Raw genomic sequence first — 18,603 nt, 5'->3', positions numbered from 1 at the left:
CCCCGGTCTTATTCTTCGTTCAAGCCGTGCACATGCGCGGCGATATTCTCAACAACATTCAAGAGGATTTGGCTATGAAGACAATCACGATGGTTACGTTGATCAGCGGCCTGTTGGCAAGCAGTCTTGCCTTGGCCGATCCGCATACCGATAACTATCTGAAAGAGGGAGGGCGGGGATGCCATCACGGCGCACGTTCCGGAAAGATGGAAGGGACGAAAGGGATGGAAGGCAAAGGACCATACTGGGAAAAAATGGCGGATCGCCTTAAACTTACTACTGAGCAGCGTACGTTGGTGAAAGCCACGGTGGAAAATGCCAAGCCCCGACTTGCAGACTTAAGAGAAAAAATGCGGACAAATCGAGAAGCGTTGCGAGAGCTTCGTCAAGTTGGCATCGGTGACGAAAGCCGACTACAGGCATTGGCACGAGAGCGCGGCAACCTGGTGGCCGACCTGACGATTCAGCGCACCCAGATGCGCGATGATATACGCCAGATATTGACCGATATCCAGCGTGAACAGATTAAGCAGATGCGCGAAGAATATCGGCATGAGCATCGTCATAAAGCCTGAAACACAACGACTCTGGAAATAAGGTCTCGTGCGCGCCACCTTCGGAACATGGGACGCCCCGGGAGGAAGGCGATTTGATCTGCGCTCAACTGCTTCCCTTTGCCCGATAGCAGGGCAAAGGGATAGCTGGCTGACGGGACCGATGGCTGCTGGCACATGTTCCGCATTTTGGCAACTCTCTGCTGTGACCGATTGGTTGGGATGAACAGATTATCGCGACTTTGCGTCATCCTGACGCTATGCACCACCGCTGCCGGTTGCGCGGGGTTTCGCGGCGGCTGGGAAAGTGTCGCGTATACGCACCGCATTGCTTCCACGACGCCCCGCAGCCAGCATTCGGGGGGAGAGCGGGAGCTGAACCTGCCCGGAGTGAAACTGAATGTCAGCATCGACAACCGTTTGCAGACGTACGACACGCAGATCTTCTTCGGCTTGCCGCTCTCCATCGATCCCCGAAACGTATATCCGAAAAATCACCATCCGGGGAAGACGCGCGTTTTCGTGAACGTGACGCCGCAGACAGGCGGGTTCGTATTCCGGCCGCTGCTTGCATCCCTTGTGATCGGGGGCAAGCAGTATGCAGCGGTGCGCGGTTTCGAGTTTGGCATGTGGGATGCGGAGGGAAAGCAGACGAATACCGGGGGAACATGGGATCACCGCGATGTCGGAGCGGGACTGGCCCTTACCCAGCCCCACCAGCGTTACCTGTTGTCGCTGGAGTTCGATGTTCCCGTTCCTTCGCCCAGGTCGAACGGCATTTCGCTCGATCTGTCGCGCGCACTCCAGGACCTCGGCAGTGTTGGAGACCCCCCGTTGCCACTAATCCGGTTTGCACCGGTTAAATGGGAGGAGGGGTATAACTGAATTTTCCGGTGCGGTTAACGATCTCTGCTATTTAGAAAGTTAATTGTCGTGGTTGTGCTATAGGTAGAGACCAACTCTTGGGAGATCGCTGGCTTTAGTGGCAGGGCACGATCGACCTCAATTCGCTGATTGATCTGCCCTATGGGTTGTTCTCACCAGCGCCTTGGGTATCAATGACGCGGGCCAGGTCCCTGTCATCGCTCAGGTCATCCCTGAACCGGAGGCCTATGCCATGCTACTTGCCGGACTTGGGTTGATTGGATTCATGGTGCGGCGGGCGCCGTAGCTGGTCCGCCGTGGCTGGTCTAGACTTTGCTTAGATACTATTCTTTATCGCCATCTACGACCGCGACCTTCACCTTCATGGGCGTCGCCCAGCGACTGACCCCGCATTTAATCTACCTGATCCCTTTCAGATCCACTACCAAATCCTCGCTGTAGCGCAGATGAGTTTGCGCTGTTGCTGCTATCGCTGCTACGACGGAGATTTCCTCCTGCCTTGACAATCCGACTCTGTCGCCTATTTTAAAGCATGCCCTGCTGGCGCTGCTGTCTTTCTCAAGGAGGAGCATTCGATCATGAAGATTATGCATACTGCACAGGTGCGCTGCTTTTTCCTTTTCCTTGTGGCAGTCTTATCCGCCAACCTGGGGGTTGTAACCCTCGCCGTCGCCCAGGAACGCCCCTACCTTATCGATTTGAATACGAGGACGTTGACGGAGCTCGGAAGCTTCGGGGGCATAACTGAAGCAGATGCAATAAACGAATCCGGGCAGGTAGTGGGTTGGTCTTATTATTCGGGGGCAGAAGGACATCACGAGGCCTTCATTACCGGCCCCGGCGGCATAGGCATGATCAGCCTCGGAACCCTCGGTGGAGTGAACAGCCGCGCGCATGACATCAACAGCGCTGGCCAGGTGGCGGGCTGGGCCGAAAATGGCGCGGGAGACTTACGTGCCTTTATTACAGGCCCAAAGGGCAAAGGCATGACTGATCTCGGCACGTTTGGCGGAGATTACAGCTTCGCCACGGGCATTAACGACGCCGGGCAGGTGGTGGGCCAGTCGGTCACGGCATCAGAAGCCGACATTGTGGTCACTGGCTCCAATGGAGAAGGCTGGAACACTCCCGTCACCGGGGGCGTTGGCGCATCCTTCCGAATCAACAATTCCGGACAGGCAGTGGGAGTGTTCAACAGCCACGCTTTCGTCACCGGTCCTGACGGTATAGGGATAACTGATCTTGGAACACTGGGTGGAAGCTATAGCGAGGGGCACGGAATCAACGATGCCGGGCAAGTGGCCGGCCTTTCTTACACCGCAATGAGTGACTCTTACCAGCATGCCTTCATCACCGGACCGAATGGCGAGGGCATGACCGATCTCGGGACGCTCGGTGGGCGTGCCAGCGAAGCCACCGGAATCAATAATGAGGGGCGCGTAGTAGGCGGGTCGACGACGGGTGCGGAAGGAGGCTGGCATGCTTTCATCACTGGCCCTAATGGAGAGGGCATGACGGACCTTAATTCACTGGTTGACTGGCCGGACCGGGTTCTTCTAATTCGCGCCGTGGATATTAATGACGCGGGCCAAGTCCTTGCCATCGCTCAAGTCCCGGAACTCGAAGCCTATGCCATGATCCTGGCCGGGTTGGGGTTGATCGGATTCGTGGTATGGCGGGAGCGTCTCGTCGCGGAGAAGCGGCCTGAAGTCCAACGTTATTTCCATTCTTTCTAAACTGGCTTCGTCCAGTTGCCCGATCTCCACGATCACGTTTCTTACGCTAGTCCTCCAACGCGTATCGGCTCATCACCTCGTTCGAGTCGATGCTGCTCTCGGCCCAGTATGCGCTCTCAAGGTTCTTGATGCCCGTGTGTGTCAATTCAGAGAGATAGTATTCCCTGTCATGCCCATACCGCTCGACAAGGCGGTTCAGCCTTAATTCGATATCAGAGTTAATCTCCAGCCTGAGTTCCATGATGTCGCTCCCTTTGTTAACTGATCCTTCTTGCTAAACCCGGCGGCCTGATGAGGGCCACCGCCCCGATTCGTCCAAACATGGCATTGATGTTACAGAGTTTCGCAGTTTTAGCTATTGGACCGAAGTACACATTTAGCAGCGGAATTGTTGCTGGACACGCGCATCGCAGCCTGGCATGCCGGGGCATCGCTGAGTCTGGTCGCGTAATGGTTTTGCGGAAGTGGCTACTGGCTTAGACCCGCCTCATAACCTATCGCTGCATCTGTGGGCGCCTTTCCCCACCGCCTGCGGCCGACCAGCGGTTTTTATCCTGTCTGATCTCTACCAACACGCTATCGAAGCCTTGTTTGTTGGAGGGGTTAATGCGCGGGTTGAAGTGAGTGGCCGCGGTTGCGTAACCGGAAATCGCGGTGCCTTGACAATTCAGCTCCGTCGTCTAGTTTAAGAGCGTGCTTTGCCTTGGCCCTGCCCATCCTTCCGGAGGAGACCCCATCATGAAAATTACTCACAGTTTCAAAGTCCACAGCCTAGTGCTCGCCGCAGCGCTGGTTGCTGGCTCGGGTATTCCTACTCAGGCGGCTGCGCGGCAAGCTTCCTATCTCATTGACCTGAGCAGCAGGACAGTGATTCAACTTGGGAACCTCGGTGGAGATTTCACGGCGGCCAATGCGATCAATGATGCCGGGCAGGTGGTTGGGAATGCCTCCACGTCCACGGGTCATGGGCGTGCTTTCATCACCGGGTCCGACGGCGTGGGCATGAGGGACGTTGGCACCTTAGGTGGTAATTACGTTTATGTCGAGGCTTTGGGCATCAATAATGCGGGGCAGGTGGTTGGGTATTCCTCCACGTCCGACACCCCCCATGCTTTCATTACCGGTCCCAATGGCACAGAGATGAAAGACCTTGGCAGATTAGGCGGGGATAGCAGCTATGCTACTGGCATCAACGATGCCGGGCAGGTGGTGGGATTTTTCTATCCCACAATCGGCACTCAGCGCGCTTTCATCACCGGCCCCAATGGCGCGGATCCCGCGGACCTCAATTCGATGTTCGATTTGCCGAATGGCGTTGTTCTTTACAACGCGGTCGCCATCAATAACTCCGGTCAGGTGGCAGGGGAGTCCACAATGTCCGGCGCCCCCCTGCATGCTTTCATCACCGGGCCCTCGGGCGAGGGCATAACGGACCTTGGCACTTTAGGAGGTAATTTCTTCAGTACCGTTTCTGGCATAAACGATGCCGGGCAGGTTGTGGGGCAGTCAACCACGGCTGCCGGCTCTTGGCATGCTTTCATCACCGGGCCTGATGGCCTGGGCATGAGGGACCTTAGCGCGTTAGCCATGGACTACAGCGTGGCTCGTGGCGTCAACGACGCCGGGCAAGTTGTGGGCATGGCATACATGGGTGGGGACTCCCCCCATGCTTTCATAACCGGCCCCGATGGCAAGGGTATGATGGACCTGAATTCGGTGGTTAACCTGCCGCGGGGCGTTATTCTAACTGAAGCCAGGGACATCAATAACGTGGGCCAGGTAATCGCACTGGGTGTTCCCGAGCCCGAATCCTACGCCATGTTTTTAGCCGGGATGGGCTTGATTGGGTTCATGGCCTCGCGAAAACGGCTTATTGGTCTAAACACGCCTTGGAAACTATCGCTGTATCCGGGTTGAAGCCTTGGCGGGCACGTCTGCCGACCGACCTCCGGTTTTTATCCTATCCGATCCCTACCAACACCCTATCGAAGCGTTGTTTGTTGGATGCGTTAATGCGCGGGTTGAAGCGAGTGGCCGCACCTGGGAATTCGTCCCGCCTTGACAATTCGGCCCCATCGTCTAGTTTTAAAACGTGCCTTGCTTCGGCAGTGGCCGTCCTTCCCGAGGGAGACCTTCATCATGAGAATCACCCGTTGCTTCAAAGCGGGCAACGTTATCCTCGGTGCAGCCCTGTTCTCTGGGCTTGGTTTTATTGCTCCTGTCACCGCCCAGGAATTACCCCAGGAACGGGCCTATTTTATAGATCTTAGCGATAGATCAGTGACCGAGTTAGGAAGCCTCGGCGGAGGATACGCTAGTCCCAGGGCGCTGAACGATTCTGGGCAGGTGGTGGGTGTTTCTCGGACGGTCAATGGTCAATTCCATGCTTTCATCACCGGCCCTGATGGGGTGGAAATGAGGGATCTGGGCATTCCAAGCGATTACAGCTACGCATCTGACATCAACGATAGCGGGCAGGTGGTGGGGGAGTCCAATACTTCCGCCGATGCTCCCCTCCGCGCATTTATTACCGGCCCCAATGGCGAAGGCATGAGAGACCTTGGCATTCCAGGCGATTACAGCTACGCATCTGGCATCAATGATGCCGGGCAGGTGGTGGGACATTCCCCCAACTCCAATGGCATCCCCCATCCTTTCATCACGGGGGCCAATGGCGAAGGCATGACCCTTTTGGGCACGCTTGGCGGAACATTGGTCGTGCCCGGTGACGTCAACAGCCAGGGCCAGGTGGTAGGCTATTCTTTCACATGGGGAGGCCCCCCGACGTACGAGGGTACTGCTCACGGCTTTATCACAGGCCCGAATGGGACGGGCATGACAGATCTCGGGACGCTGGGGGGCGAAACCAGCTACGCAATGAGCATCAACAATTCCGGGCAGGTTGTGGGATATTCGGATACCGCGAGCGGGGCCACTCGTGCTTTCATTATCGGCCCCGATGACGTGGGCATGAGGGACCTTGGCACTTTAGGCGGCGGGTTGATCGACGTACCTTATGACATCAACGATGCAGGGCAGGTGGTGGGACGTTCCCGGATGTCCGGGGTCTGGGGGCCCGACCGTGCTTTCATCGCCGGCCCGGATGGCTACGGCATGACGGACCTCAATTCAGTTGTGAATCTGCCAGACGGGGTTGTTCTAACCGAGGCTACTGGAATTAATAACCTAGGGCAAGTCATAGCCATCGGCGTTATCCCTGAACCCGAATCCTACATCCTGTTTCTAGCCGGGCTGGGCCTGATCGGGTTCATGGCTCGGCGAAAGCGCGTACTGATCTAAACACGCCTCAGAAACTATTGCTGTATCCGGGTAGGGACACGCTACAAGCCCCTCCGCCTGCCGGGGTGCCTCCGCTTTTGCCCTGCGTGCGTCCTTCGCTGACTAACGAAGCAAGCACGGCAGCTGACGCGCGTGTTTGCGCTGCTTTACTTAGGTGATCAGAACTTGAGGCTTGTTCCGCCTTGACAATACAGTCTTGTCGTCTAGTGTAAAAATATGCTTTCTGCTGGCAGCACCCTTCTTCCTGAGGTGATAACAAGATGAACACCACTCATTGCGCCAAAGCCTGTGGTGTGCTGCTGGGTGCAGCTCTTTTTACCGGTCTTGGTTTTATACCTTACGCCGCCGCACAGATCTATCTTATTGATATTGATACTCGAACAGCGACCGAATTAGGGAGTTTCGGCGGATGGCCAACTCTTCCCCGGGCGCTCAACGATTCCGGGCAGGTGGCGGGTCTTTCTGCGACGGACTTTCGAGCCCGCGCTTTCATTACCGGCCCCGATGGCGTGGGCATGAGGGACCTTGGCGATTTAGCTCCTTACAGTTACAGTTCCGCATATGGCATCAACGATGCCGCGCAGGTGGTGGGTGTATCTGTGACGGCCAACCGTCAATCCCATGCTTTCATTACCGGCGCTAATGGTATGGGCATGAGGGACCTAGGCACTTTAGGCGGTAATTACAGCTACGCATTTAGCATCAACGATACGGGGCAGGTGGTGGGATATTCCGGCACGACCGAAGGTAATACTCGTGCTTTCATCTCCGGCCCTAACGGCGCCGGGCTAACGAACCTAGGCACTTTATTTGATTCTATCAATTCTAAATTGGGCGTCAGCCACGCCTATGATATCAACGATGCCGGACAGGTGGTGGGGCGTTCCGTATCGCGCTGGGGCAGCGACCATGCTTTCATCACCGGCGCAGATGGCGCAGGCATGAGTGACCTTGGCACATTAAGCGGCGATCTCAGCGATTTGAGCGTCGCTCACAGCATCAACAACACCGGGCGAGTGGTCGGGTATTCCGCGACGTCCAGCGGCACTTACCATGCTTTCATCACTGGCCCCGATGGCGTCGGCATGAGGGACCTTGGAACTTTAGGGGGTAATGACAGTTCCGCTTTGGGGATCAACGATGCCGGGCAGGCGGTGGGGCGTTCCCGGATGTCCTGGGGGACAGACCATGCTTTCATCACCAGCGCAGATGGCATAGGCATGACTGACCTGAATTCGCTGGTCGACTTGCCAGGCGGGATTATTCTAACTGACGCCGTGGACATAAATAACGTGGGTCAAGTCATCGCTTTTGGCGTTATACCTGAACCCGAAGCCTACGCCCTGTTTTTAGCCGGGCTGGGCCTAATGGGGGTCATCACCTCTCGAAACCGGCTGCTGGTATAGAAATCGCCTGGAACCAGCCTCGTTATGGATTGCTGTGCCCCATCTCGTGTGTGGGAGAAGAAGACTCCAGTCTTGCTTTTTGCTCATCGATAAAGGCAGATGGGCGAGCAAAAGCGGAGTGGCGCCGGATAGCGCACCCGGGATTGGACACCTTATACATCCTTCAGCCGATAAGTAACGCCCGCGTACGGGATGCATTTATGCGCTGGTGCCGGCCCCGATGGGATGGGTATGAGAGACCTTGGCACCTTAGACGGTGTTACCGGCACATCTGAGGCTAATGGCATCAACGGCATCGGGCAGGTGGCGGGTTATTCTGGCACGGCTGAAGGCGGCACCCATGCTTTCATCATCGGCCCCGACGGGGATGGACCTCAATTCTCTGATTCATCTGCCCAACGGGTGGATTCCAGAACGAGCCACCGGAATCAATAACGCGGGACAGGTCATCGCTATTGGAATCGTCCCGGAGCAGGAGATTTATGCGCTCTTTCTTGCAGGCCTGGCCCTTGTCGGATTCATCGCGCGACGAAAGAAGACGGGTGGGGAAGATTTTAGCCTGGGGAAGGCCTGTAGTTGAGGTAAAGACACGGTTCGCGCTTTAAAGCACGCTAAGCCGCTGCGGCGAAGTCATGCATAAGGGTCCGAAGCGGCCGAAACTGGTTTGGCCCGAGAATCGGAGACGTATCCCGTAGGTAATCGACTGTCAGGTTGATGTGCTGCCAGCCTAAGGGCGACCGATGGGCAAGATTTCCAGGCATGGCGACGGACGCGCGGACAGGCATCCTGCATTTCGTCGCCTTGACAATTCAAATCCTTTATCTATTTTTAAAATTGGAGTATTGCTTTTTGACAGCACCGGCAGTCCTATCCTTTCCTCGAAAAAAAATAAAGAGGATTCATCATGAAAATCACCCTTGGCTTCAAACTTGGTGGCTTTATCCTGGCTGCAGCATTTTCTGCTGGTCTGGGTTTCGCCACCAGTGCCTCCGCACAAGTAAGACATTCATTCCTCGTCGACCTCAACAGCAAGACGGTAACTGATATTGGCACCTTAGGCGGTGCTGAAGCCTATGCTTTCGGCATCAACGACGCCGGGCAGGTGGCGGGTTATTCTAAGGCTGGGGACGTCTACAGCCATGCTTTCATCACTGGCCCCGATGGCATGGGCATGAGAGACCTTGGCGCCTTAGGTGGTAATTACAGCGTTGCTTGGGGCATCAACGCTGCCGGCCAGGTGGTGGGTAATGCTTACTTGGCTGGAGACGGCATCTACCATGCTTTCATCACCGGCCCCGACGGGATGGGCATGAGAGACCTTGGCATAGGTCGTACTTTTAGCGACGCTCGGGGCATCAACGACGCCGGGCAGGTGGTAGGTCAGTCTCACGCCCATGCCTTCATCACCGGCCCCAACGGGATGGGCATGAGAGACCTTGGCACTTTAGGCGGTGCTGATAGTATTGCTAATGGCATCAACGACGCCGGGCAGGTGGCGGGTAGTTTTTACAAGGCTGGAGACGCCACCTACCATGCTTTCATCACCGGCCCCGACGGGATGGGCATGAGAGACCTTGGAACTCTCGGCGGGACCGACAGCTGGGCCAATGATATTAACAATGCCGGGCAGGTGGTGGGCGGTTGGCCTTTCGAGCCTGCAGAGGCTTTCATCACCGGCCCCGATGGGATGGGCATGAGAGGCCTTGGCACCTTAGGTGGTGCTAACAGCCAGGCTTATGGCATCAACGACGCCGGGCAGGTGGCGGGTTATTCTTCCACGGCTGGGGGCGTCTACAGCCATGCTTTCATCACTGGCCCCGATGGCATGGGCATGATGGACCTCAATTCTCTGGTTAACGTGCCTGGCGGGGTGATTCTAGAACGAGCCTACGGCATCAATAATAACGCGGGGCAGGTCATTGCCATCGGAATCGTTCCGGAGCCTGAGAGCTACGCGCTGCTTCTTGCTGGCCTGGCCCTTGTCGGGTTTGTCGCGCGGCGAAAGAAGATGGGTGGGGAAGCTTTTAGCCTGGGGCAGGCCGGTAGTTGAGGTAAAGACACGGTTCGCGCTTTAAAGCACGCTAAGCCGCTGCGGGGAAGTCATGCATAAGGGTCCGAAGCGGCCGAAACTGGTTTGGCCCAAGAATCGGAGACGTATCCCGTAGGTAATCGACTGTCAGGTTGATGTGCTGCCAGCCTAAGGGCGACCGATGGGCAAGATTTCCAGGCATGGCGACGGACGCGCGGACAGGCATCCTGCATTTCGTCGCCTTGACAATTCAAATCCTTTATCTATTTTTAAAAATTGGAGTATTGCTTTTTGACAGCACCGGCAGTCCTATCCTTTCATCGAAAAAAAATAAAGAGGATTCATCATGAAAATCACCCCTGGTTTCAAAGTCCGTGGCTTTATCCTCGCTGCAGCATTTTCTGCTGGTCTGGGTTTCGCCACCAGCGCCGCCGCACAAGTACAACATTCATACCTCATCGACCTCAACAACAGGACAGTAAAGGAGCTTGGGTCTCCGGGTCATCTCATATCTGTTGAGGCCATAAACCATGCTGGGCAGCTGGTGGGAGAAACCTCAGGGATGGGCTTCATCACCGGGCCTGATGGCGAGGGCATCAGGAACCTGGTCTCTTTGGGCGGCAACTTCAGCCGGGCTTTAGGGATTAACGATTCGGGGCAGGTGGTGGGAGAGTTCAGGACGGCGACGGGCGCTGACCATGCTTTTATCACCGGTCCCAATGGCATCGGGATGCGCGACTTAGGCACTTTGGGGCGAGATAATAGTAGGGCTACAGGCATCAACAGTGCGGGGCAGGTGGTGGGAGTACGTACCACTACAGACAATTCTCTGCATGCTTTCATCACTGGTCCCAACGGCGTGGGGATGAGGGATCTTGGCGGCATTCCGGCGGGTGCCGACAGCGCTGCGTTTGCGATAAACGATGCGGGGCAGGTGCTTGCAGTGTTCGCACCGCCGGAGGGGGGGGCTTTGTTTCGTTCATCACCGGTCCCGACGGCGCCGGGACGCAGGTTCTTGGCAGATTTGGGGGCCGTGGCGATGTTGCCAGCGACATGAACGCTTCCGGGCAGGTAGCGGGGGGCGCGGGCATCACGGGACCCAATGGTGTGGGTATAACGGCCCTTGGCAATTTAGGCAGACTTGGTACCGACGCTGAGGGGATCAATGACGCGGGACAGGTGGTTGGAAATTCCCCCACCGTCTCTGGCAATATTCATGCCTTTGTGACCGGCCCCAATGGCGTAGGCATGACGGACCTTAATTCGCTGGATTTCCTGCCGGACGGGCTTCTTTTAACAAACGCCGTGGACATCAATAACCGGGGGCAGATCATCGCAACGAGTGTTCCCGAACCTGAAACCTATGCCTTGCTGCTGGCTGGCTTAGGCTTGGTCGGGTTCATGGCGAGACGAAAGAAGGCGGAAAATCCGGGATAAATAGGGACTGCCTTTTGACAGCTTAACTTCCATTACCTATTTTGAAGTAACCGATCCTAAACATCGCCCTGCCGGAGGATGCCATGTCACTCAACCGTTGCTTCAACGTCAGCAACCTCATTCTGCGCGTTGCCCTGATGTCGGTCTGGGCCATGGTACTCATGCCGTCGCCCAGGAACACCTTCCATTCCTGATTGACCTCAACACAAGGACGGTAACCCAGCTTGAACGCCTGGAGGGAGGTACGACCGTACCTAGGGCGTTGAATGATGTCGGACGGGTGGTGGGATATTATTTTCCCTCAGGTCAAGGACTTAACCATGGCTTCATTACCGGTCCTGATGGCATGGGGATGAGAGATCTGAGCTTGGCAGGTAGTAGTATCTACGATGACGCGGCGGACATCAATGAGGCGGCGCAAGTGGTGGGAAATTCTACTCCAACTTCTTCTTCTAAAACTGCCTTCATCACTGGCTCTAATGGCGAGAGCATAAGGGACCTTGGCTCGTTAGGTGAAGATGTCAGCATCGCTCGCGCTTCTTCTTGCAGGCTTAGCTCTGATCGTTTCATCGCGCGGCGAAAGAAGATGGATGGGGAAGCTATTAGCTTGGGATAGGCCTGTAGTTGAATAAACTTCGGGTTAATAACTTCCGGGACGCTGAAGCTTCGTCGTGCCAATGCGCACCGTCCATGCTGGCCCCAGAAGGGCCTGCAGGCTCTGAGGTGGACGACCTGACAGGCATCCTGGATTTCGTGCCCCTTGATAATTCAAATCCTTGATCTACCCTCAAAACAGGAGTATTGCTTTTTGACACCCTGGCGGCCCCACCTTTTGTTGAGAAAACCGAGAAGGATTCATCATGAAAATCATCCGTGGCTTCAAAATTCCCAGCCTTATCCTCGCCGCAGCAGTGAGTGCCGGTTTCGGTTTTATATTTCCTGCCTCTGCCCAACAAAATGTCTCGTACATTGTTGACCTCAACACTGGGCAGGTGACAAGTCTCGGTATGCTGGGCGGGGATTCTAGTTACGCCTCTGCTATCAACGATTCCGGGCAAGTAGCGGGATTCTCCTACACCGCCGCCGGTCAGCGTGCTTTTATTACCGGACCCAATGGCGTCGGCATGACCGATCTCGGTGATCTGGGCGGAGGCGGGAGTTCGGCTTCTGGTATCAACGCTTCGGGGCAAGTGGCCGGTACCTCCTTTCTTCCCGGCGTAGGGAACACTTCACATGCTTTCATAACTGGGCCCAATGGTAGGGGAATGACCAATCTAGGCCCATTCGAAGAGTATTCGCTTAGTCATGCTTATGATATCAATAACACCGGGCAGGTCGTCGGGGACCTATCGGTTAGAAGTGATCAAGTATCTCATGCTTTTATAACTGGCCCGAATGGCATGGGCATGAAGAGCCTTGGAGGACGATACAGTTCCGCTTTCGGAATCAATGACGCGGGCTAGGTCGTAGGGTACGACTACACGACCGGACCATCTCATGCTTTTATAACGGGCCCCAACGGCGTCGGCATGACAGATCTTGGAACTCTCGGCGGGAACGACAGCTGGGCCAATGATATTAACAATGCCGGCCAAGTGGTGGGAAGGGCCACAAATGCCGTGGACATTGATCCTTATTCTTACGGTCATGCCTTTATTACCGGCTCCAACGGGACAAACATGAGAGACCTTGGCACTTTGGGCGGTAATGGCAGCGAGGCTCGCGCCATCAATAACGCGGGGCAGGTGGTGGGTAGTTCGGCCATGGGTCATTCGGGCATTGCTGGAGGCCCGGACATAGAGCATGCTTTCGTCACCGGCCCCAACGGAGCAGGCATGATGGACCTCAATTTGCTGGTTGATCTGCCGGTGGGAGTGGTTCTAACGCATGCCAACGACATCAATAACAATGGGCAGGTGGTTGCCATCGGAATCGTTCCGGAGCCTGAGACCTACGCGCTGCTTCTTGCAGGCCTGGCCCTGATCGGTTTCATTGCACGGCGAAAGGAGATGGGTGGGGAAGCTTTTAGCCTGGGGCAGGCCGGTAGTTGAGGTAAAGACACGATTCGCGCTTTAAAGCACGCCAAGCCGCTGCGGCGAAGTCATGTATACGGGTTCGAAGCGGCCGAAACTGGTCTGGCCCGAGAATCGGAGACGTATCCCATTGGTAATCGCCCGTCAGGTTGATGTGCTCCCAGCCCAAGGGGAACGGATGGGCAAGATATCCGGGCGCCGGATGGTGCCCTTGCTTTCGAAGGTGATCGACAGCCCGCTGCAGATAGTTCGTGTTCCATAAATGATGGCGGCGACGAGTAAATTCAGACCGCTCGCGCGGTGGCGTTTGACGACCTGACAGGCATCCTGTACTTCGTGCCCCTTGATGATTCAAATCTTTGATCTATCCTCAAAGCAGGAGCATTGCTTTTTGACAGCTTGGCAGTCCCACCTTTTGTTGAGAAAACTAGGAAGGATTCATCATGAAAGTCATCCGTGGCTTCAAAGTCCGTGGCCTTATCCTTGCTGCAGCATTTTCTGCTGGTCTGGGTTTCGGCACCAGCGCTTCCGCCCAAGTACAACAAGTAGAACATGCATTCTTTATCGACCTCAACAGCAAAACAGCAACCGATCTCGGCACCGTGAACCATAATTTTAGCTCTGCATATGGCATCAACGATTCCGGACAAGTGGTGGGTACGTTTGTCACAGCTGGCGGCTTTCCCCACGCTTTCATCACTGGCCCCAACGGGACCGGCATGAGAGACCTTGGCACCTTGGGCGGCTCTAGCAGCGGGGCATCCGACATCAACGACGCCGGGCAGGTGGTGGGTTCGTCTGAAACGGCTGGAGGCGCTCTCCATGCTTTCATCACCGAACCCAATGGGATGGGTATGAGAGACCTTGGCACTTTGGACGGTGGTAGGAGCTCGGCTTATGCCATCAATGAGGCTGGCCAGGTAGTGGGTGCTTCTGATCTGGCTAGTGGTTTGCATGATGCTTTCATCACGAGCCCCGATGGGATGGGTATGAGAGCCCTTGCCAGTTTGGGGATTAACAGCGTTGCAAGGGGCATCAACGATGCCGGACAGGTGGTGGGCGAGTTTGGCGCGGCTAGCGGGGGCTACCTTGCTTTCATTACCGGCGCCAACGGGATGGGTATGAGAGACCTTGGACCTTTAGCCAGTATTAACAGCGGTGCTAATGGCATCAACGCTACGGGCCAGGTGGTGGGATCTTTTATAACGGAGACGCCGATAAACGACTCGCATGCTTTCATCACCGGCCCGGACGGGATGGATATGAGGGATCTTACCCCTATGGGCCCTCCGTTGACCAACGCTAATGGCATCAACGATTCCGGGCAGGTGGTGGGCTCATTTTACACGGCTGGAGGCCGTTACGATGGACGCGATCCGCATGCTTTTATCACCGGCCCCAATGGCGCGGGCGTGACGGACCTCAATTCCCTGGTTCATCCGCCCGGGGTGATTTTTACTGATGCCATCGGCATCAATAACAACGGGCAAGTGGTGGCAATCGGAGTTGTCCCGGAGCCGGAGATTTATGCGCTCTTTCTTGCAGGCCTGGCCCTTGTCGGATTCACCGCGCGGCGAAAAAAGATGAATGCTGGAGGTTTTAGCCTGGGGTAGGCCTATGCTAGCCGACTCCGTGGTCTACCTTGAAATCGTGCTGCTCCTCCAGCAGTATCCCTTCCAGCGAAGTCCCTCATCACGAAAAAGACCCCACGGCTTTAAAACCGGAAGTTTTTCCTCCCTGTAGCTCTGTTCGCTAGCCCCGGCTTTATAACTCAGGCGATCGCCCAGGACCAACCTTATCGTTCTTATCTCATGATCTCAACAGCAGGACCGCGACCGAGATTAGCACTTTAAGCGGCGGCTATCGTGTTTGGGCAGATGACATAAACAGCTCGGGACAAGTCGTGGGGTGGCCTCAGCACAACGATCCGCCCCGCATTACTTACCCTGCACTCGGTGCTAATCCTCCAGGGCGTAGCGGCTCATCACGTCGTGCGAGTCGATGTCACGCTCCGCCCAGTATGCATTCTCACGGTTCTTGATGCCTGTCCGCGTCAGTTGGACGAGGTAGTATTCCCTGTCGCGCGCCTTGCGGAAGTGGCTACCGTTTAGATGTGCCATGTAAGCTACCGCTGCATCTGTGGGCGTCGTCCCGGACCGCCTGCGGCCGACCACCGGTTTTTATCCCGTCAGATCTCTGTCAACACGCTATCGAAGCGTCGTTTGTTAGATGCGTTAATGCGCGGGTTGAAGCGGGCGGCCCGACTTGGAATTCATCGTGCCTTGACAATTCGGCTTCCTCGTCTAGTTTTAAATGTGCCTTGCTTTCGCAGTGTGCGTCCTTCCGAGGGACAACTCGATCATGAAAATTACCCATTGCTTCAAAGCGAGCAGCTTTATCCTCGCTGCAGCCCTGTTTGCGGGCCCTGGGTTTATTACTCATGCCGCCGCACAGGACCGCGCCTATTTTATTGATCTGAACACCAGGACAGCGACCGAGTTAGGGAACCTCGAGGGAGGACAGACTCGCCCCGCGGCGCTGAACGACGCCGGGCAGGTGGTGGGGGAGTCTTACTCCATCGGCGGTTCGCATGCTTTTATCACCGGCCCTGATGGGGTAGGAATGAAGGACCTTGGCACTCTTGGTGGGATGTACACCGTTGCTTATGACATCAACGATAGCGGGCAGGTAGTGGTAACAACATACGACTATTCTTTCCATTCTTTCATCACTGGCCCCAACGGCATGGGGATGAGGGATCTTGGCACTCTAGGCGGGAGGAACAGCGAGGCCTCTGGCATCAACAATTCCGGGCAGGTGGTGGGATCGTCCGATACATCTGGAGGCGCCTCGCATGCTTTTATGACCGACGTTGATGGAATGAGTATGCGGGATCTCACAGCAAGTAAGCTCATCAGTAAGGCTGGGGACATCAATGATAAAGGGCAAGTGGTGGGATGGTTCACGGAGGAGCGGATCGAACCGTGTTGTGGGAGTTGGAGTTGGCATGCCTTTATCACGGGTCCGAATGGGGCGGGCATGAAGGATATCGCTGTTGGTCCTGACGGGGGTGGCGGCGGCTGGTATTTTGTCAGTCCTTCCAGTATCAATGCATCAGGGCAGGTTACGGGTAGCGCCGGCGATCCTTCCCACCAACCGTTTATCACCGGCGAGGATGGGGTCGGCATTAGAGACGTTGGCCTCTCCGACTCTAACGCAATTTCAAGTGGCGCTACCGGAATTAATGATACTGGCCAGGTTACCTTAACTTACTGGATGCCGGAAGAAGACTTCCCTGACCTTCACCGCTCCTTCATTACCGGGCCGGATGGCGCAGGCACCAGGGAGCTCGGCACGCTCGGTGGAGATTACAGCGGAGCGTATGCGATCAACAATGCCGGGCAGGTGGTTGGGCAGTCTAACCTCGAGGCCGGGTCTTTGGCCTTCCACGCTTTTATAACTGGCCCTAATGGCGCGGGCATTACCGACCTCAATTCGCTGGTTGACCTGCCGGAGGGAATTATTCTAACCGGGGCGGTGGACATCAATAACGCAGGGCAGGTCATCGCGATTGGAGTCATCCCGGAGCCGGAGACCTCTGCGCTCTTTCTTGCAGGCCTGGCCATGATTGGATTCATTGCGCGACGAAAGAAGATGAGTGCCCGGAATACGTTTAGCCTGGGATAGCCCTGTACTGGCCTAATAACTTCCATGATGCTGTAGTTGCAGCTGCTGCTTGATGAGCCCTCGCACCTGGCATGCTCTCCCCAACATAAGGCCCTGCGGGTTGCTTTTGCCGAGAAATGGGCAGCGCGTTTAAAGCCGCCGGAGCGTTAAAAGAGGAAGACTGCCTTTCCCTCAGGAACCGCCCAAAGGCGCCTTTGCTGTTGCCTTTCCAGGCGCATCTCCCATTTCGTCCGCCTTGCCAATTCAAGTCTTTAATCTATCTTTAAACTAGGATTATTGCTTTTTCACAGCTTGGCAGTCCCATCCTGTTGTTGAAGAATACCGAAGAGGAGCATCATGAAAATCATCCCTGGCTTTATCCTCGCTGCAGCATTTTTCGCTGGTCTGGGTTTCGGCACCCCCGCCTCCGCACAAGTACGTTCATATCTCATCGACCTCAACAGCAAGACGGTAACCGAGCTTGGCACTTTGGGCGGTGGTGGTGGCCCGTATGATTCCGGCTTTAACCGCATCAACGACGCCGGGCAGGTGGCGGGTTGGTCTTCCACGGCTGAAGGTCTTCGGCATGCTTTCATCACCGGCCCCGACGGGATGGGGATGAGAGACCTTGGCACGTTGGGCGGCACTGGCTTCTATGATCATAGCGGTGCTTCCAGCATTAACGATGCGGGACAGGTGGCGGGTTGGTCTTACACGGCTGAAGGTCTTCACCATGCTTTCGTCACCGGCCCCGACGGGATGGGGATGAGAGACCTTGGCACGTTGGGCGGCACTGGCTTCTATGATCATAGCGGTGCTTCCAGCATCAACGACGCCGGGCAGGTGGTGGGTTGGTCTCTCGCGGCTGGAGGCGGCCCCAGCCATGCTTTCATCACCGGCCCCGACGGGATGGGTATGAGAGACCTTGGCACTTTGGGCGGTACTGAAAGCAGTGCTTCCAGCATCAACGACGCCGGGCAGGTGGCGGGTTGGTCTTACACGGCTGAAGGTCTTCAGCATGCTTTCATCACCGGCCCCGACGGGATGGGTATGAGAGACCTTGGCACTTTGGGCGGTGATCACAGCGATGCTTCTGGCATCAACGGCGCCGGGCAGGCGGCGGGTTGGTCTTACACCGCTGGAGGCGCCCCCCATGCTTTCATCATCGGCCCCGATGGGATGGGGATGAGAGACCTTGGCACTTTGGGCGGTAGTGGCGGATTTGATTACAGCATCGCTCAGGGCTTCAACGAGGCTGGACAGGTGGTGGGTTATTCTCCCACGGTTGAAGGCGCTCGCCATGCTTTCATTACCGGCCCCGATGGCACAGGCATGATGGATCTCAATTCGCTCGTTGATGTGCGTGGTGGGCTGGTTCTAACCGAAGCCACCGGCATCAATAACGTGGACCAAGTGATAGCCATCGGCGTTATCCCCGAACCCGGAACCTACGCCATGTTTTTAGCCGGGCTGGGACTACTCGCGTTCATGATTCGGCAAAGGCGGGAGGCGTTGTAGAAACCCGTTAAAACTCGTGCTGTGCCCCCGACGGTGATG

At 56.1% G+C, this 18,603-nt stretch carries 21 protein-coding genes; 18 read left to right on the top strand and 3 right to left on the bottom strand.

What is annotated here, in order from left to right; genetic code table 11:
* The first annotated feature begins 32 nt into the window (after positions 1–32).
* From BM022_RS09240 to BM022_RS09220, 4 genes are all read left to right on the top strand, one after another.
* Positions 33–575, top strand: coding sequence for a Spy/CpxP family protein refolding chaperone (locus BM022_RS09240; RefSeq protein WP_091138731.1), 543 nt, complete (start codon positions 33–35; stop codon positions 573–575).
* A 201-nt stretch (positions 576–776) separates the two neighbouring features.
* The gene (locus BM022_RS09235; protein ID WP_091138729.1) at positions 777–1,439 is read left to right on the top strand and encodes a hypothetical protein; all 663 of its coding nucleotides are present in this window, start codon (positions 777–779) and stop codon (positions 1,437–1,439) included.
* A gap of 163 nt (positions 1,440–1,602) precedes the next feature.
* Complete coding sequence (locus BM022_RS16030) at positions 1,603–1,725, top strand: PEP-CTERM sorting domain-containing protein (protein WP_091138727.1); 123 nt, start codon at positions 1,603–1,605, stop codon at positions 1,723–1,725.
* A 292-nt stretch (positions 1,726–2,017) separates the two neighbouring features.
* Positions 2,018–3,175, top strand: a complete 1,158-nt coding sequence (locus tag BM022_RS09220) for an HAF repeat-containing protein (protein ID WP_218146866.1) — start codon at positions 2,018–2,020, stop codon at positions 3,173–3,175.
* Positions 3,176–3,221: 46 nt separating this feature from the next.
* Here BM022_RS09220 and BM022_RS09215 read toward each other — a convergent pair whose 3' ends face one another.
* Positions 3,222–3,416, bottom strand: coding sequence for a hypothetical protein (locus tag BM022_RS09215; RefSeq protein ID WP_091138722.1), 195 nt, complete (start codon positions 3,414–3,416; stop codon positions 3,222–3,224).
* Positions 3,417–3,913: 497 nt separating this feature from the next.
* On the opposite strand from BM022_RS09215, the gene BM022_RS09210 reads away from it, so the two are divergent.
* From BM022_RS09210 to BM022_RS16015, 11 genes are all read left to right on the top strand, one after another.
* Positions 3,914–5,092, top strand: a complete 1,179-nt coding sequence (locus BM022_RS09210) for an HAF repeat-containing PEP-CTERM protein (RefSeq protein ID WP_091138721.1) — start codon at positions 3,914–3,916, stop codon at positions 5,090–5,092.
* Between the two features lie 222 nt (positions 5,093–5,314).
* Positions 5,315–6,475 carry an HAF repeat-containing PEP-CTERM protein gene (locus BM022_RS09205; RefSeq protein WP_091138720.1) on the top strand — a complete coding sequence of 387 codons (1,161 nt, stop codon included), beginning with the start codon at positions 5,315–5,317 and terminating at the stop codon, positions 6,473–6,475.
* A gap of 515 nt (positions 6,476–6,990) precedes the next feature.
* On the top strand, positions 6,991–7,881 hold the full coding sequence (locus BM022_RS09200; protein WP_371264319.1) for a DUF3466 family protein: 891 nt from the start codon (positions 6,991–6,993) through the stop codon (positions 7,879–7,881).
* A 192-nt stretch (positions 7,882–8,073) separates the two neighbouring features.
* Positions 8,074–8,316, top strand: a complete 243-nt coding sequence (locus tag BM022_RS16025) for a hypothetical protein (protein ID WP_371264315.1) — start codon at positions 8,074–8,076, stop codon at positions 8,314–8,316.
* Positions 8,222–8,461 carry a hypothetical protein gene (locus BM022_RS09195; protein ID WP_091138717.1) on the top strand — a complete coding sequence of 80 codons (240 nt, stop codon included), beginning with the start codon at positions 8,222–8,224 and terminating at the stop codon, positions 8,459–8,461. Before BM022_RS16025 ends, BM022_RS09195 begins: the two co-directional genes overlap by 95 nt.
* A gap of 324 nt (positions 8,462–8,785) precedes the next feature.
* Positions 8,786–9,931 carry an HAF repeat-containing PEP-CTERM protein gene (locus tag BM022_RS09190; protein WP_091138715.1) on the top strand — a complete coding sequence of 382 codons (1,146 nt, stop codon included), beginning with the start codon at positions 8,786–8,788 and terminating at the stop codon, positions 9,929–9,931.
* 325 nt (positions 9,932–10,256) lie between these two features.
* Entirely contained in the window at positions 10,257–10,967 is a 711-nt protein-coding gene (locus tag BM022_RS09185; RefSeq protein WP_091138713.1) for a hypothetical protein, read from the top strand.
* Entirely contained in the window at positions 10,964–11,347 is a 384-nt protein-coding gene (locus BM022_RS16020; RefSeq protein WP_091138712.1) for a PEP-CTERM sorting domain-containing protein, read from the top strand. The genes BM022_RS09185 and BM022_RS16020 overlap by 4 nt, the downstream gene beginning before the upstream one ends.
* Before the next feature lie 97 nt (positions 11,348–11,444).
* Positions 11,445–11,963 carry a hypothetical protein gene (locus BM022_RS15205; RefSeq protein ID WP_143079559.1) on the top strand — a complete coding sequence of 173 codons (519 nt, stop codon included), beginning with the start codon at positions 11,445–11,447 and terminating at the stop codon, positions 11,961–11,963.
* Positions 11,964–12,207: 244 nt separating this feature from the next.
* Positions 12,208–12,810 (top strand): hypothetical protein, encoded by a 603-nt coding sequence (locus BM022_RS15765; RefSeq protein ID WP_218146865.1) that lies wholly within the window; start codon positions 12,208–12,210, stop codon positions 12,808–12,810.
* 66 nt (positions 12,811–12,876) lie between these two features.
* Positions 12,877–13,398 (top strand): PEP-CTERM sorting domain-containing protein, encoded by a 522-nt coding sequence (locus tag BM022_RS16015; protein WP_256209087.1) that lies wholly within the window; start codon positions 12,877–12,879, stop codon positions 13,396–13,398.
* Here the strand turns inward: BM022_RS16015 and BM022_RS16410 are convergent.
* Positions 13,373–13,735 carry a Tn3 family transposase gene (locus tag BM022_RS16410; RefSeq protein ID WP_177191673.1) on the bottom strand — a complete coding sequence of 121 codons (363 nt, stop codon included), beginning with the start codon at positions 13,733–13,735 and terminating at the stop codon, positions 13,373–13,375. The two genes, BM022_RS16015 and BM022_RS16410, sit on opposite strands and share 26 nt — an antisense overlap.
* 88 nt (positions 13,736–13,823) lie before the next feature.
* Between BM022_RS16410 and BM022_RS09160 the strand changes: the two genes are divergently transcribed.
* A complete protein-coding gene (locus tag BM022_RS09160) occupies positions 13,824–14,993 on the top strand; it encodes an HAF repeat-containing PEP-CTERM protein (RefSeq protein ID WP_091138707.1) in 1,170 nt (389 codons plus the stop codon).
* Positions 14,994–15,338: 345 nt separating this feature from the next.
* On the opposite strand, the gene BM022_RS15510 is transcribed toward BM022_RS09160, so the two are convergent.
* Positions 15,339–15,500: a hypothetical protein gene (locus BM022_RS15510; protein ID WP_177191672.1), complete on the bottom strand. Its 162-nt coding sequence runs from the start codon at positions 15,498–15,500 to the stop codon at positions 15,339–15,341.
* A gap of 241 nt (positions 15,501–15,741) precedes the next feature.
* On the opposite strand from BM022_RS15510, the gene BM022_RS09150 reads away from it, so the two are divergent.
* Positions 15,742–17,067, top strand: a complete 1,326-nt coding sequence (locus tag BM022_RS09150) for an HAF repeat-containing PEP-CTERM protein (RefSeq protein WP_091138703.1) — start codon at positions 15,742–15,744, stop codon at positions 17,065–17,067.
* Between the two features lie 336 nt (positions 17,068–17,403).
* Positions 17,404–18,564, top strand: coding sequence for an HAF repeat-containing PEP-CTERM protein (locus tag BM022_RS09145; protein WP_091138701.1), 1,161 nt, complete (start codon positions 17,404–17,406; stop codon positions 18,562–18,564).
* The last annotated feature ends 39 nt before the right edge of the window (positions 18,565–18,603 follow it).

Source organism: Nitrosospira sp. Nsp14 (genome assembly GCF_900113575.1).
GTDB lineage: Bacteria > Pseudomonadota > Gammaproteobacteria > Burkholderiales > Nitrosomonadaceae > Nitrosospira.
The sequence above is the reverse complement of the archived record's forward strand: the minus strand, read 5'-3'. Positions and strand labels throughout refer to the sequence as shown.

What these genes read in the sequence shown, in the direction of transcription:
- BM022_RS09240 (WP_091138731.1), top strand. Translation starts at nt 33, where the DNA reads ATGCGCGGCGATATTCTCAACAACATTCAAGAGGATTTGGCTATGAAG.
- BM022_RS09235 (WP_091138729.1), top strand. Translation starts at nt 777, where the DNA reads ATGAACAGATTATCGCGACTTTGCGTCATCCTGACGCTATGCACCACC.
- BM022_RS09220 (WP_218146866.1), top strand. Translation starts at nt 2,018, where the DNA reads ATGAAGATTATGCATACTGCACAGGTGCGCTGCTTTTTCCTTTTCCTT.
- BM022_RS09215 (WP_091138722.1), bottom strand. Translation starts at nt 3,416, where the DNA reads ATGGAACTCAGGCTGGAGATTAACTCTGATATCGAATTAAGGCTGAAC.
- BM022_RS09210 (WP_091138721.1), top strand. Translation starts at nt 3,914, where the DNA reads ATGAAAATTACTCACAGTTTCAAAGTCCACAGCCTAGTGCTCGCCGCA.
- BM022_RS09205 (WP_091138720.1), top strand. Translation starts at nt 5,315, where the DNA reads ATGAGAATCACCCGTTGCTTCAAAGCGGGCAACGTTATCCTCGGTGCA.
- BM022_RS09200 (WP_371264319.1), top strand. Translation starts at nt 6,991, where the DNA reads ATGAGGGACCTTGGCGATTTAGCTCCTTACAGTTACAGTTCCGCATAT.
- BM022_RS16025 (WP_371264315.1), top strand. Translation starts at nt 8,074, where the DNA reads ATGCATTTATGCGCTGGTGCCGGCCCCGATGGGATGGGTATGAGAGAC.
- BM022_RS09195 (WP_091138717.1), top strand. Translation starts at nt 8,222, where the DNA reads ATGCTTTCATCATCGGCCCCGACGGGGATGGACCTCAATTCTCTGATT.
- BM022_RS09190 (WP_091138715.1), top strand. Translation starts at nt 8,786, where the DNA reads ATGAAAATCACCCTTGGCTTCAAACTTGGTGGCTTTATCCTGGCTGCA.
- BM022_RS09185 (WP_091138713.1), top strand. Translation starts at nt 10,257, where the DNA reads ATGAAAATCACCCCTGGTTTCAAAGTCCGTGGCTTTATCCTCGCTGCA.
- BM022_RS16020 (WP_091138712.1), top strand. Translation starts at nt 10,964, where the DNA reads ATGAACGCTTCCGGGCAGGTAGCGGGGGGCGCGGGCATCACGGGACCC.
- BM022_RS15765 (WP_218146865.1), top strand. Translation starts at nt 12,208, where the DNA reads ATGAAAATCATCCGTGGCTTCAAAATTCCCAGCCTTATCCTCGCCGCA.
- BM022_RS16015 (WP_256209087.1), top strand. Translation starts at nt 12,877, where the DNA reads ATGACAGATCTTGGAACTCTCGGCGGGAACGACAGCTGGGCCAATGAT.
- BM022_RS09160 (WP_091138707.1), top strand. Translation starts at nt 13,824, where the DNA reads ATGAAAGTCATCCGTGGCTTCAAAGTCCGTGGCCTTATCCTTGCTGCA.
- BM022_RS15510 (WP_177191672.1), bottom strand. Translation starts at nt 15,500, where the DNA reads ATGGCACATCTAAACGGTAGCCACTTCCGCAAGGCGCGCGACAGGGAA.
- BM022_RS09150 (WP_091138703.1), top strand. Translation starts at nt 15,742, where the DNA reads ATGAAAATTACCCATTGCTTCAAAGCGAGCAGCTTTATCCTCGCTGCA.
- BM022_RS09145 (WP_091138701.1), top strand. Translation starts at nt 17,404, where the DNA reads ATGAAAATCATCCCTGGCTTTATCCTCGCTGCAGCATTTTTCGCTGGT.